Below are 13,595 nucleotides of genomic sequence, written 5' to 3' on the forward strand. Positions count from 1 at the left end.
TACATTGATTGCCGGACAGGGCGCGAGCCGCCATCCGGCAATCAATATCATTACTTACGGCGCCAGGTAGTGCCCTGCGGGCCATCTTCCAGCACGATACCCATCTCATTGAGACGGTCACGCGCGGCGTCAGCTGCCGCCCAGTCTTTGGCTTTACGGGCATCCAGACGCTGCTGGATTAACGCTTCAATTTCAGCAACTTCACCGTCATCCGCCTGCGCACCGCTTTGCAGGAATGCTTCGGGCTCCTGTTCCAGCAGGCCCAGCACGCTGGAAAGCTTACGCAGATGCGAAGCCATACCGTTAGCCGCCGCCATATCTTCACCCTTCAGGCGGTTAACCTCACGCGCCATATCAAACAGCACGGAGTAGGCTTCCGGCGTATTGAAGTCATCGTCCATCGCTTCAATGAAGCGTGCTTCAAAGGCTTCGCCACCGGCTGGGGCAACGGACTTATCGGTGCCGCGCAGCGCGGTATACAGACGCTCCAGTGCAGAGCGCGCCTGCTTCAGGTTCTCTTCGCTGTAGTTTAACTGGCTACGGTAATGACCAGACATCAGGAAGTAGCGAATGGTTTCGGCGTCGTAGTATTTCAGCACGTCACGCACGGTAAAGAAGTTGCCCAACGATTTGGACATTTTCTCCCGGTCAACCATTACCATCCCGGAGTGCATCCAGTAATTAACGTATTCACCGTCATGCGCACAGGTAGACTGAGCGATTTCGTTTTCATGGTGCGGGAACATCAGATCCGAACCACCGCCATGAATATCAAAATGGTTGCCCAACTGTTTGCAGTTCATCGCCGAACATTCGATGTGCCAGCCAGGACGACCCGCGCCCCACGGAGACGGCCAGCTCGGCTCGCCTTCTTTGGACATTTTCCACAGCACGAAGTCCATCGGGTTGCGCTTCACATCAACCACATCAACGCGTGCGCCCGCCTGCAGTTGATCCAGATCCTGGCGTGACAGCTGACCATAATTCGGGTCAGTCGGCACGTCGAACATCACGTCGCCGTTATCAGCGACATAAGCGTGACCTTTGGCAATCAGCTGTTCAGTGATTTCAATAATCTCAGCGATATGGTGCGTAGCGCGCGGCTCCAGATCCGGGCGCAGAATATTCAGCGCGTCGAAATCGCTATGCATTTCCGCGATCATTCTGTCGACCAACGCCACAAAGCTCTCACCGTTTTCATTCGCGCGCTTGATGATTTTGTCATCAATATCGGTAATGTTGCGCACATATTTCAGCTTATAGCCGAGGAAGCGCAGATAGCGCGCGACAACGTCGAAAGAAACGAAGGTACGTCCGTGGCCAATATGACAGAGATCGTAAACGGTAATACCACACACGTACATGCCGACTTCCCCGGCATGAATAGGTTTGAATTCCTCTTTTTGGCGCGTCAGTGTATTAAAGATTTTTAACATCGAAGATTCCGTGTAGACGTGTGTGGATAGTAAAGTCTGTATAATACCCATAATTTAGACCGGAAGCAGCACACTTTGCGAGGTGATCGCAGCTTGCGGTTATGCTATAACACACCCCTAACTCTGACCCTTCACGGGGTCGAAGCACCAATCTATCGGAACAGGATGCAAAAATGGTTACTTTCCACACTAATCACGGCGATATCGTAATCAAAACGTTTGATGATAAAGCGCCTGAAACAGTTAAAAACTTCCTGGACTACTGCCGCGAAGGTTTTTACAACAACACCATTTTCCACCGTGTTATTAACGGTTTCATGATCCAGGGCGGCGGTTTCGAACCGGGCATGAAGCAAAAAGCCACGAAAGAAGCGATCAAAAACGAAGCGAACAACGGTCTGAAAAACACCCGTGGTACGCTGGCGATGGCGCGTACTCAGGCTCCGCACTCCGCAACCGCACAGTTCTTCATCAACGTTGCAGACAACGACTTCCTGAACTTCTCCGGCGAAAGCATGCAGGGTTGGGGTTATTGCGTGTTTGCCGAAGTTGTTGAAGGCATGGACGTGGTTGATAAAATCAAAGGCGTTTCCACTGGTCGCAGCGGTATGCACCAGGATGTGCCAAAAGAAGACGTCATCATCGAAAACGTGACCGTCAGCGAGTAATCGTGACGACACTGTTTATTGCAGATCTTCACCTCTGCACAGAAGAACCGGCGATCACCGCCGGTTTTCTGCGTTTTTTAGCCGGTGATGCGCGAAAAGCTGATGCACTGTATATTCTCGGCGACCTGTTTGAAGCCTGGATTGGCGACGACGACCCAACCCCACTGCATCATGAAATAGCCGCGGCGATAAAATCACTGGTTGATTCCGGCGTTCCCTGCTTTTTTATTCACGGCAATCGAGATTTTCTGCTCGGCAAACGTTTTGCCCGTGAAAGCGGCATGAGCTTGCTGCCTGAGAAAAAAGTACTCAACCTGTATGGCCGCAAGGTATTGATCATGCATGGCGACACTTTGTGCACCGACGATGCAGGCTATCAGGCGTTTCGCGCCAAAGTACATCAACCCTGGCTACAGAAGCTGTTCCTCTCCTTACCTCTGTTCGTTCGCCAACGTATCGCCGCGAAAATGCGCGCCAATAGCAAAGCGGCCAACAGCAGCAAGTCACTGGCGATCATGGATGTGAATCCGCAGGCCGTCATCACCGAGATGGAAAAGCATCAGGTCCAGTGGTTAATTCACGGCCACACCCACCGCCCGGCAGTCCACGAGCTTACGGCCAATGAAAAACCCGCTTTCCGCGTGGTATTAGGCGCATGGCACACCGAAGGGTCGATGATCAAAGTCACGCCAGATGACGTTGAACTGATCGCATTTCCGTTTTAATTCCGCAGATATCCAGTTCCTCTTTACACAAAACTCGTTGAGATGCAGCCAGCTACAGAGGCTGCCTGAAGGGTGAAGTGTAAAGCGCGCAATCGTTTTCCTTGACGGCGAATTATGCTATTCTCTGTGGCCTCAAAAGTCGAGTGTAGTGCATCACAGGAGTTTTCAGACGCATGTCTTCCCGCAATAACCCGGCGCGTGTCGCCATCGTGATGGGGTCCAAAAGCGACTGGGCTACCATGCAGTTCGCCGCCGAAATCTTCGAAATTCTGAACGTGCCGCATCATGTTGAAGTCGTCTCCGCCCACCGCACCCCTGACAAGCTGTTTAGCTTCGCCGAAAGCGCAGAAGAGAACGGCTATGAGGTGATTATTGCCGGTGCGGGTGGCGCTGCACATCTGCCAGGCATGATTGCGGCGAAAACGCTGGTGCCTGTTTTAGGCGTCCCGGTGCAAAGCGCGGCGCTGAGCGGCGTAGATAGCCTTTACTCCATCGTACAGATGCCGCGCGGTATTCCGGTCGGAACGCTGGCTATCGGCAAAGCGGGCGCGGCAAATGCGGCCCTGCTGGCAGCACAAATTCTGGCAACACACGACAAAGCATTACACCAGCGTCTGAACGACTGGCGCAAAGCACAAACCGACGAGGTACTGGAGAATCCGGACCCGCGAGGTGCGGCATGAAGCAGGTCTGCGTACTCGGTAACGGTCAGCTAGGGCGCATGCTGCGCCAGGCCGGTGAGCCGCTGGGCATTGCGGTCTGGCCCGTCGGGCTGGATGCCGAACCAGCAGCGGTCCCTTTTCAGCAAAGCGTGATCACCGCTGAGATTGAGCGCTGGCCGGAAACGGCGCTCACCCGCGAGCTCGCGCGCCATCCGGCGTTTGTCAACCGCGACGTTTTCCCGATTATTGCCGACCGTCTGACGCAAAAGCAGCTTTTTGACAAGCTCGGCCTGGCAACTGCGCCGTGGCAACTGCTGGCGGATAAAAGCGAATGGCCTGCAGTATTCGACAAACTCGGTGAGTTGGCGATCGTGAAACGTCGCGTCGGCGGCTACGACGGTCGTGGGCAGTGGCGTTTGCGCATAAATGAAACCGAACAACTGCCGGACGACTGCTACGGCGAGTGCATCGTTGAGCGGGGAATCAACTTCTCTGGTGAAGTCTCACTGGTTGGCGCTCGTGCGCACGACGGTAGCACCGTCTTCTATCCGCTGACCCATAACCTGCACCAGGACGGCATTCTGCGCACCAGCGTGGTCTTCCCGCAGGCTAACGCCAAACAGCAGAAACAGGCCGAAGCGATGCTCTCTGCCATCATGCAGGAGCTGGGCTATGTCGGCGTGATGGCGATGGAATGTTTCATCACCCCGGAAGGTCTGCTGATTAACGAACTGGCTCCACGCGTGCACAACAGCGGGCACTGGACGCAAAACGGTGCCAGCATCAGCCAGTTTGAGCTGCACCTGCGCGCCATTACCAACCTGCCGTTACCCACGCCGGTAGTGAACACTCCTTCGGTGATGGTAAATCTGATTGGTAGCGACCTGAACTATGACTGGCTGAAGCTGCCGCTGGTGCATCTGCACTGGTATGACAAAGAGGTGCGTGAAGGGCGTAAGGTGGGACACCTGAACCTGAGCGACAGCGATACCGCGCGTCTTAGTGCGACGCTGGAAGCGCTTATCCCCCTGCTGCCGCCGGAATATGCCAGCGGTATTATCTGGGCGCAGTCAACGCTGAAATAAGCCATTAATGCCGGGGATTTGATTTTATCCTTCCCCGGCCCCTCCTCTGGCGCGTAAAATCCCCTCCATTGCTGTTTTTGTATTTTCAGGATCACACATGAACGATGGAACGGACTATCGCGCAATTTTGCTCGCTGGTACGCCTATAATCGATGTACGCGCCCCCGTCGAATTTCTGCAAGGCGCAATGCCGGGCGCAATCAACCTTCCCCTAATGAACGATGACGAACGTGCCGCCGTGGGTACCTGTTATAAACGTCAGGGACCCGAGGCAGCCCTCACGCTCGGCCATCAACTGGTCTGCGGCGAGACTCGCCAACAACGTATGAAGGCCTGGCTGGATGCCTGTCGTCAAAATCCTGCGGGCTATTTATGCTGCGCGCGCGGCGGTCAGCGTTCGCACATTGTGCAGCAGTGGCTGCTCGAGTCCGGGATTGACTACCCGCTGATACACGGCGGCTACAAAGCCCTGCGTCAGGCGGCGATTCAGCTGACGGAAGAATTAGTGCAAAAGCCGATCGTCTTAATTGGCGGCTGTACCGGGAACGGTAAAACGCAGCTGGTGCAACAGCAGCCGAACGGCGTGGATCTCGAAGGTCTGGCGCACCATCGCGGTTCCTCGTTTGGTCGCACCGTTGAACCGCAGTTGAGTCAGGCGAGTTTTGAAAACCTGCTGGCGGTCGAAATGCTCAGAACCGACAGCCGTCAGGATCTGCGTCTGTGGGTACTGGAAGATGAAGGCCGCATGATCGGGGCTAATCATCTGCCTGAGTGCCTGCGTGAACGCATGACCCAGGCATCTATTGCAGTGGTGGACGATCCTTTTGAGCGTCGTCTGGAGCGACTGCGTGAAGAGTATTTCGTGCGGATGCACCACGATTTTACCCATGCTTATGGCGAGAGTCAGGGCTGGCAGGAGTATAGCGAGTATCTGCACCACGGCCTGTTTGCTATTCGCCGCCGTCTGGGTTTACAACGTTTTGCCGAGCTGACCGCCCTGCTCGACGTGGCTCTGCGCGAACAGCAAGCGACGGGCAGTACCGACGCCCATATAGGCTGGCTGGTACCGTTGCTCAACGAGTATTACGACCCGATGTATCGTTATCAACTGGAAAAGAAAGCCGCGAAAGTCGTCTTTCGCGGCACATGGCAGGACGTTGCCGACTGGCTTAACGCACAGTGATCAGTGTCTGTCGCGCTTATCCGCGCGTTTCGCCAGCCAGTCGCCCAGCACCTGAACGACCTGCACCAGAATAATCAGCGCCACCACGGTGACGATCATGACCTGGGTTTCATAGCGGTAATAACCAAAGCGAATCGCCAGGTCGCCTACCCCACCGCCGCCAACGATTCCGGCCATCGCGGAGTAACCGATCAGACTCACCAGCGTTATCGTCAACCCACGCAGCAGACCCGCGCTCGCTTCAGGTAACAGAACGGTGCAGATGATGCGCATCGGGCTGGCGCCAAAGGCTTCCGCCGCTTCAATAATGCCTTTATCGACTTCGCGCAGTGCACTGTCGACCAGACGGGCATAAAAAGCGATTGCCGCCACCGAGAGCGGAACCGACGCCGCAATCGGCCCAATGGTATTTCCGAGTAAAAACTGGGTGAGCGGCAGCAGCAGCACCAGCAGGATCACAAACGGCACCGAACGGATGATATTCACCAGCACGGAGCTGAGCAGATACACAAAACGGTTTTGCCAGAATAAATGCCGGTCGGTGACGAAAATAAGAAAACCGAGCGGCAGACCGCCAATAATCGCCAGCACCGTAGAGATGCTTAGCATCTGAAAGGTTTCATTAAACGCCAGCGTCAAATCAGGCAATAAATCATCCACGAATCACCTCCACCTGTGCCGTGCGTTGACGAATATGTTCCACGGCGACATCCACCGCAGAAGGGTTATGCGGCGCGGTCAGTTGCACCACCAGAATCCCCAGCGCACGCTCGCCGATATATTCAATTTTGCCGTGCAGAATGTTCACCGCCACACCAAATTTAACCGCGACTTCTGACAACACCGGCTGTTCCGCCGAATCGCCGATGAACAGAATTTTCAGCAACTGGCCAGGCAAATGCTGGCGCAACCGTTCGGGTAGCGTCAGATTGAGGGTATGCGACACCAGTTGCTGCGTGAAAGCGTGCTGCGGGTGAGCAAAAACGTCAAACACCTCACCGGACTCCACCACCTTGCCGCCGGACATCACCGCCACACGATCGCAAATCGATTTGATCACGTTCATCTCGTGAGTGATCAGCACGATCGTGATCCCCAACTGTTGGTTGATCTGCTTAAGCAATGCCAGAATAGTGGCCGACGTTTCCAGATCCAGCGCAGAGGTCGGTTCATCACACAGCAGCACATCCGGGTGATTGGCAATCGCACGGGCAATACCAACGCGCTGCTTTTGCCCGCCGCTGAGCTGCACAGGAAAGCGGTTTGCCTTGTCAGACAGCCCCACCAGCGTCAGGATTTCGCTGACGCGTGGGCCAATTTTACTGCGCTCCCATCCGGCAGCCTTCAGGCTGAAAGCGACGTTTTGCGCCACGGTACGGGTATGCATCAGATTAAAATGCTGAAAAATCATCCCAATACGCTGACGGGCTTTACGTAGTTGCGCCCCTTCCAGCGCGGAAATTTCTACGCCGTTAACCTTTACGCTTCCCAGGCTTGGTCGCGTTAAGGCGTTCAGGGTGCGCAGCAGCGTACTTTTCCCCGCGCCGCTGGTCCCGACAATGCCAAATATCTCGCCTGCGCCTATGCGCAAGTTGACGTCATCAACCGCCCGGGTTGATGGTCCACGGCCTGCGCTAAAATCCACGCAAACCTTTTCTATCTCAATCATAGCCACCTCAGAAATGCGAAAAGGGCAGTCGCCGCTGCCCCTGTTAACCTTGTGCGCAGCGATTATTGGGCTGCCGACATCCATTCCGGTTTCTGGAAGGCGCTGTAGATATTTTGCGGCTCGTCGATCACCGCGCGATACGCCGGAGATTTCACCGCCGCCACAATATCTTTCGCGAACGGTTTATCCGCATCTTCACTGCGTACCGCTATGATATTTTTCAGATTTTCGTCCAGATGCTCTTGCTTAATGGCGCTGGCGAGATCCAGTTTTGCCGCCACAGCAAAGTTACCGTTGACCAGCGCGCCGGTCACACCGTCCAGGGTACGTGGCAGCTGTGCCGCTTCCAGCGGTTTAAACACCAGCCCTTTCGGGTTGCTGGCGATATCGCGCTCAGAGGCTTTAGTCGGATCGATAGTGTCTTTGATGGTAATAAGGCCAATAGACTGCAGGAAACGCAGACCGCGAGCCAGGTTGGTTGGATCATTGGAAAGCGTGATCACATCCCCTTTTTTTTAACTCATCCAGGCTTTTGATTTTATGTGAGTAAAAACCCATCCCGGCCGTCGGGACCACAATCAGCTTGCTCAGCTTCAGTCCTTTATCAGCGGTGAATTTGTCAAAGTAGAGCGAGTGCTGGAACAAGTTGGCATCAATACTGCCGTTGGAAAGCGCCATGTTCGGCTGCACGTAGTCGCTGAATTCGCGCACCACTACCTTATAGCCTTTCTCTTTCAGCGTAGGGGCAATGGCCTGTTTCACCATATCGCCGTACGGACCAGGTGCGACGCCAAACACGATGGTATGCGGGTCACTGTTCGCATGAGCAAGTTGTAATCCACAGGCCAGTAACAGCGCTCCGGTCGCGACGCGTAAACTCTGACGCAATCCCATAATTTCTCCATTTTAACGTTGTGGTGTCATGTCTCACGCCGTTCTTGCGGCGTTGTTCTTGTTGGCCTGTTAACAGGCTGATTGTTAACATGACACAGATCACAACCTGCTGTCCTTGAAATTATTTCATGATGTTGCGGGATATGTCGTTGAATGTACGCTGAAGGTACTAATGTGTTTTTCAGCAAAGGATAGTAAAAAACCGGATAACCTTCTGGTTATCCGGTTTTGGCAGGGAAATTGACTTAGAAATCGTAACGCAGACGAACCAAGTTCATATCACCCAGATTGTCGGTGCTGGAGGTGAAGACGTGTTCGTAATCCACACGGAAACCGTAGTCCAGTTGGAAGCTGATACCCACACCATTGTCGGTACGCAGGTAGTTACGACCATTCACGTATTCAATACGGTCGCCCATAACGTAGGGTTGAACGGATTTCAGCGCATACTGACCAACCGGGAAGGTGTAACCCGCGAAGTATTCCAGACCCCAGGCATCACCGGCAAAGTAATCGTTAACAGAGACTTTTTTGGTGGTCATGAAGTTTTGATACCAACCGCCGCCCATCGAGAAGGTCCAGTTGTCCGGTTTCCAGCTCAGCGCGGTACCGACGATGTTTTGATCGTAGGTTTTGCTGGTGTCGCCACGCATTTCCGCGCGGGTGTAGTTCCACGCCGTACCCCAGGTCAGGTCATCGGTGATGTGATAATCCACACCCAGCGAGCCACCGCCTTTACGCTTGTAGCGCAGACCGTTGTTCGGGTTGTAATCATCGCTGAACAGATAAGATGCGTAGAGATCAACATCGCCAACCGTTTTCTTATACTTCAGTGACTTACGCGTACGATAGGAACCGTCATAGTCGCCATTGATACCGTTACCTGGTGCCTGACCGATCATGTCGTAGTCCCAGATATCCGTTTTCGCACCAACCACATCATAGTAAATGCTGTTCTGTTGACCGAAGGTCAGCGTACCCCAGGTCGCGCTCTTCAGACCGGTGTACAACATACGACGCGTGGTATCGTTGGCGCCGTTAGCATAGTGATTATCCCAGTTGAACATTGCCGGGAAGTTAACGCCCAGCTCGTAATAACTCACCCAGCTGATGTCATCAAACAGATAGTAATCAGCGGCGAAGCGAAAACGCGTCCCACCGTCGAAGCCATTACGCTTGTAGCCATTCTTACCATCGTCACCAGCCATATTCTGGAACTGCGGACGAATACTCCCGCCAACGGTGAAGTTAAGACGGCTCAGCGGGTTGCCCGCCTGTGGTTCTTGTTTCAGGACCGTGATTTCCGCCTGGGAGGCGAACGTCGTTAATGCCACTGCTGCGCCGATCGATACCGCCAGCGCCGTTTTTTTTATAGTCATTATTTGTACCTTGATAGATAGCCTGCCAATTATTCAGCATACAAATATTAACGTTTATTAATACACTCGTGTTGTCGGGTTTTTATTGTTCTGTGCTGTTAAATATCAATGAGTTATCAATTTGTGCTACATAGATAAAAAAACGCACCGATTTAAAAAACCGATGCGTAATCATCACGAATATGAATTAACTACTGAACTGACGAAACAGCGCTTTGCCTTTTAACAGACGTGAACCGAGCCATCCGCCGCATAACGAGAGCAACAATGCCCCACAAAGCGGCAACACGACCCACAGTCGCCAGTCTGGCTCCCACGGAAAATCAAACACTCGGGTTTGCAGCACCGCCAGTGCGGTTTCCGCGCCGATGGCAGCCACCAGTCCGGCGACCATTCCGAGCATGGCGAACTCGCACCATAGCGTGGTACGCAATAGCTTCTTACCCGCGCCCAGCGTGCGCCAGACCACCAGTTCCTGATGACGCTGACGCATTCCGACCTGGACCTGCGCCAATAGCAGCAACATACCGCAAGCGGTAACCAGCACCACCATCACCTCCAGTGCCCGGCTCACCTGCTCCAGCACCTGGCTCACCTGTTTGAGGATTGCGCCAATATCCAACAGGCTGATAGTCGGGAATTCGCGGTTAAGCTGCGTCAGCATGCCGTTGCCGTTCTCCCAGCGAAAGCTGGTTAACCAGCTTTGCGGCTGAGCGTCCAGCGCGCCGGAGGGAAAGATAAAGAAGAAGTTGGGGCGCAGGCTTTCCCAGTCCACTTTGCGCAGACTGCTGACCGTGGCGCTGAAATCCTGGGTATCGCCCATAAAGGTCACCCGATCGCCAAGCTTGACGTTCAGCCGTTTCGCCAGCCCCTCTTCCATCGAGACTTCGCCCACTTTTGGCGGCCAGCTTCCGGCAACGATCGGGTTATGATCCGGTCGGGTATCCTGCCAGGTCAGATTAAGCTCACGGTTCAGCGCCTCATCGTGATTGCCTTCGGTCGGCTTCTCATTGATCGCCGTCAGACGCGCCCGCACAATCGGATAGAACGATTCCGGGATCACCTGATGCTCAGCCAGGAAAGCCTTGAGTGGAACCACCTGTTCGGTGGCAATGTTGATGAGAAAATAGTTCGGGCTTTCCGGCGGCATTTGCTGCTGCCAGCGGTCGAGCAGGTCGCCACGCAGTACCAGCAGCAGCGCCAGCAACATAAAGGAAAGCGAAAATGCCGACAGCTGACTGAGCGTTGACCACGGCTGGCGCAACAGCCGACTAACCGCTAAACGCAGCGGCAGCGAGGTGAGCGTCAGGCCACGCAGCACGTTGAGCAGCATCCAGCCGAGCACCCCGCACAAAAGCGCCAGCACTACCGCTCCGGCCAGCACGGCCCACAGCAGCGGACTTCCGCCCATCAGTCCGGCGAGCAGGGCAATCACGACTATCAATACCACCGGCAAATAAAACTTCAGCGGCCAGACGTTTGCCACCACGTCACGGCGCAGTACCCGCAGTGGCTGAGTCGCCAGCAGCAAACGGTAAGGGCGTAACCCCACCAGCAGAGAAATGACCGTCATGGTGCCTAATGCCCATAGCCACGGCCAGGGACTGGCAGGCGGCAGTTCGCCGGGCAGTACCGGCTTAAGTAATACCACCAGCACGCGTTCAAACAACAGCCCGAATAACCCTCCGGTCACGCCAGACAGCACCAGCACCATCAGCCATTGACCAACAATTAGCCTGCGCAACTGTGCTCTGCCCGCGCCAAGGGTTTTCAGAATAGCCACCAGATCGTAACGACTGCGGCAGTAATGGCTCATCGCCACGGCAACCGCAGCGACCGCCAGCAGCAGGGTTAGCAGCGCCGACAGCAGCAGGAACTGTTGAGAACGCTCCAGTGATTTCCCCAGCGCCCCTTCATCCTGCTCCAGCCCATACCAGCGCTGTTCAGGCTTTAACTGCGGGAGCAGCCATTTTTCATAGGCTTCCAGTTGATGCGGTGTCCCGCCAAATTTATAGCGCCAGGTCACCCGGCTCCCCGGCTGGACCGCCGCCGTTTTTTCGACATCCGCCATGTTCATCATCAGGCGCGGCGCTATCTGGAACGGATTAAAACCGGCGTCCGGCTCCTGCACCACTTCTCCGGCGATGCGCAGCGTGGCATCGCCAACATCGATGGAATCACCGATTTTTAAGTTCAGCAACGCCATCAGACGCGGAGCCAGCAGCACCGAGCCTGGCTGAGGTTTCAGTCCCGGCGGATTGGTTTGCAACGTGCCATACATCGGATACACATCATCCACCGCTTTGACGTTCGCCAACTGCGGCGTATCCCGGGCAAAGGTCATAGTGGCAAAGGTCAGCTGTTCGCCCACTTTCAGGCCACGCTGTCGCGCCTCGTCAATCCACGCTTTCGGCACGGTACGCGAACTTTGTAGCGACCGATCTCCCGCCATAAACTCACGGCTTTGCTGGCTCAACCCTTTTTCCATACGATCGCTGATATTGCCCAGCGCCAGCACGCAGGCCACGGCCAGGCTCAGCGCCAGCCAGACAATCAGTAATGAAGGCGAGCGCCATTCGCGCCAGAACCAGCGTGCAATCATGCCTCCTCCTGCAACTGTCCGTTCACCAGACGTAAACGCCGATCGCAACGCGCCGCCAGTTGAGAATCATGGGTCACCAGAATCAGGGTGGTGCCATGTTCCCGGTTCAGAGAAAACAGCAGATCGGCGATTTTGTCTCCGGTCTGGCGGTCCAGATTGCCCGTCGGTTCATCGGCAAACAGCACGTCAGGGCGACCGTTAAACGCCCGCGCCAGCGCCACGCGCTGCTGCTCCCCACCGGAAAGCTGGGCCGGAAGATGATCAAGACGTTTTCCCAGCCCCAGTTGCTCCAGCAACGTTTTTGCCCCGTCGCGACTTTTTCCGCTGTTTTCGCCGCGCAACAACGCGGGCAACTCGACGTTTTCCAGCGCGTTCAGGGTCGGAATTAACATGAATGACTGGAAGACAAAACCCACGTGTCGCGCCCGCAGCTGTGCCCGGGCTTCCTCATCCATGGTGTGCAGCGCCTGCCCCACCAGGCTGACTTCACCGCTGGTGCCATCGTCCAGCCCGGCGAGGATCGCCAGCAGTGTGGATTTTCCTGAACCCGACTCGCCAATCAGCGCAATGGTCTCGGCGCGTTTGACAACCAGTTCAACTCCGGTAAGGATGGATAGCTCATGATCACCCTGACCGACGGATTTCTTAAGATGATGAACTTCAACAATGTTTTCCGCTGGCATTGGCCTTTCCTGTTCCTGGTCCTGTTAACTTTCCGCGCCGCCGCAGCGGACACGTTATTAATTCTGGGTGACAGCCTGAGCGCCGGATACCGTATGTCCGCCAGCGCCGCGTGGCCTGCGCTACTTAATGATAAATGGCAAACCAAAACGCCGGTGGTGAATGCCAGTATTAGCGGCGACACCTCGCAGCAGGGTCTGGCCCGTCTGCCTGCATTACTGAAGCAGCACCAGCCGCGCTGGGTGCTGGTCGAACTTGGCGGCAACGACGGTCTGCGCGGTTTTTCGCCTGCGCAAACCGAACAAACCCTGCGCACGATTCTGCAGGATGTGAAAGCAGCAAATGCCGAACCGCTGCTGATGCAAATTCGTCTGCCGGCAAACTACGGTCGCCGTTATAATGAAAGCTTTAGCGCGATTTATCCAAAACTCGCCAAAGAGTTTGATATACCTCTGCTGCCCTTTTTTATGGAAGAGGTTTACCTGAAACCCCAGTGGATGCAGGATGATGGTATTCATCCTAACCGTGACGCCCAGCCGTTTATTGCCGACTGGATGGCGCAACATCTCACTCCTCTAGTAAATCACGACTCGTAAAACAACGGAGATCCT

At 55.0% G+C, this 13,595-nt stretch carries 12 protein-coding genes and 1 pseudogene; 6 read left to right on the forward strand and 7 right to left on the reverse strand.

Features of this window, described 5'->3' with window-relative positions:
* Nucleotides 1-50: 50 nt before the first annotated feature.
* Entirely contained in the window at nucleotides 51-1,436 is a 1,386-nt protein-coding gene (gene cysS, locus HV345_RS17185; RefSeq protein WP_006685638.1) for a cysteine--tRNA ligase, read from the reverse strand.
* A gap of 173 nt (nucleotides 1,437-1,609) precedes the next feature.
* On the opposite strand from cysS, the gene ppiB reads away from it, so the two are divergent.
* From ppiB to mnmH, 5 genes are all read left to right on the forward strand, one after another.
* Entirely contained in the window at nucleotides 1,610-2,104 is a 495-nt protein-coding gene (gene ppiB / locus HV345_RS17190) for a peptidylprolyl isomerase B (RefSeq protein WP_003021875.1), read from the forward strand.
* A 2-nt stretch (nucleotides 2,105-2,106) separates the two neighbouring features.
* Nucleotides 2,107-2,829 (forward strand): UDP-2,3-diacylglucosamine diphosphatase, encoded by a 723-nt coding sequence (gene lpxH / locus HV345_RS17195; RefSeq protein ID WP_181635857.1) that lies wholly within the window; start codon nucleotides 2,107-2,109, stop codon nucleotides 2,827-2,829.
* Nucleotides 2,830-3,002: 173 nt separating this feature from the next.
* Nucleotides 3,003-3,512 carry a 5-(carboxyamino)imidazole ribonucleotide mutase gene (gene purE, locus HV345_RS17200; RefSeq protein WP_016155903.1) on the forward strand — a complete coding sequence of 170 codons (510 nt, stop codon included), beginning with the start codon at nucleotides 3,003-3,005 and terminating at the stop codon, nucleotides 3,510-3,512.
* Nucleotides 3,509-4,576: a 5-(carboxyamino)imidazole ribonucleotide synthase gene (gene purK / locus HV345_RS17205; RefSeq protein WP_181635858.1), complete on the forward strand. Its 1,068-nt coding sequence runs from the start codon at nucleotides 3,509-3,511 to the stop codon at nucleotides 4,574-4,576. The genes purE and purK overlap by 4 nt, the downstream gene beginning before the upstream one ends.
* Nucleotides 4,577-4,673: 97 nt before the next feature.
* Complete coding sequence (gene mnmH / locus HV345_RS17210; RefSeq protein ID WP_181635859.1) at nucleotides 4,674-5,759, forward strand: tRNA 2-selenouridine(34) synthase MnmH; 1,086 nt, start codon at nucleotides 4,674-4,676, stop codon at nucleotides 5,757-5,759.
* On the opposite strand, the gene HV345_RS17215 is transcribed toward mnmH, so the two are convergent.
* From HV345_RS17215 to ybbA, 6 genes and pseudogenes are all read right to left on the reverse strand, one after another.
* Nucleotides 5,760-6,419: a methionine ABC transporter permease gene (locus tag HV345_RS17215; protein ID WP_003831085.1), complete on the reverse strand. Its 660-nt coding sequence runs from the start codon at nucleotides 6,417-6,419 to the stop codon at nucleotides 5,760-5,762.
* Nucleotides 6,412-7,428 (reverse strand): virulence-associated ABC transporter ATP-binding protein SfbB, encoded by a 1,017-nt coding sequence (sfbB, locus tag HV345_RS17220; protein ID WP_169330305.1) that lies wholly within the window; start codon nucleotides 7,426-7,428, stop codon nucleotides 6,412-6,414. The genes HV345_RS17215 and sfbB overlap by 8 nt, the downstream gene beginning before the upstream one ends.
* A gap of 62 nt (nucleotides 7,429-7,490) precedes the next feature.
* Nucleotides 7,491-8,322, reverse strand: a pseudogene (locus tag HV345_RS17225) (MetQ/NlpA family ABC transporter substrate-binding protein).
* A gap of 245 nt (nucleotides 8,323-8,567) precedes the next feature.
* Nucleotides 8,568-9,701, reverse strand: a complete 1,134-nt coding sequence (locus HV345_RS17230; RefSeq protein WP_181635860.1) for a porin — start codon at nucleotides 9,699-9,701, stop codon at nucleotides 8,568-8,570.
* A 187-nt stretch (nucleotides 9,702-9,888) separates the two neighbouring features.
* Nucleotides 9,889-12,303, reverse strand: a complete 2,415-nt coding sequence (gene ybbP, locus HV345_RS17235) for a putative ABC transporter permease subunit YbbP (protein ID WP_181635861.1) — start codon at nucleotides 12,301-12,303, stop codon at nucleotides 9,889-9,891.
* Nucleotides 12,300-12,986, reverse strand: a complete 687-nt coding sequence (gene ybbA, locus HV345_RS17240) for a putative ABC transporter ATP-binding protein YbbA (protein WP_016152113.1) — start codon at nucleotides 12,984-12,986, stop codon at nucleotides 12,300-12,302. Before ybbA ends, ybbP begins: the two co-directional genes overlap by 4 nt.
* Between ybbA and tesA the strand changes: the two genes are divergently transcribed.
* Nucleotides 12,954-13,580, forward strand: a complete 627-nt coding sequence (tesA, locus tag HV345_RS17245) for a multifunctional acyl-CoA thioesterase I/protease I/lysophospholipase L1 (RefSeq protein ID WP_101700628.1) — start codon at nucleotides 12,954-12,956, stop codon at nucleotides 13,578-13,580. The genes ybbA and tesA overlap by 33 nt on opposite strands.
* The last annotated feature ends 15 nt before the right edge of the window (nucleotides 13,581-13,595 follow it).

Origin of the sequence: Citrobacter sp. RHBSTW-00986 (genome assembly GCF_013783065.1) — a bacterium.
Lineage (GTDB): Bacteria > Pseudomonadota > Gammaproteobacteria > Enterobacterales > Enterobacteriaceae > Citrobacter > Citrobacter braakii.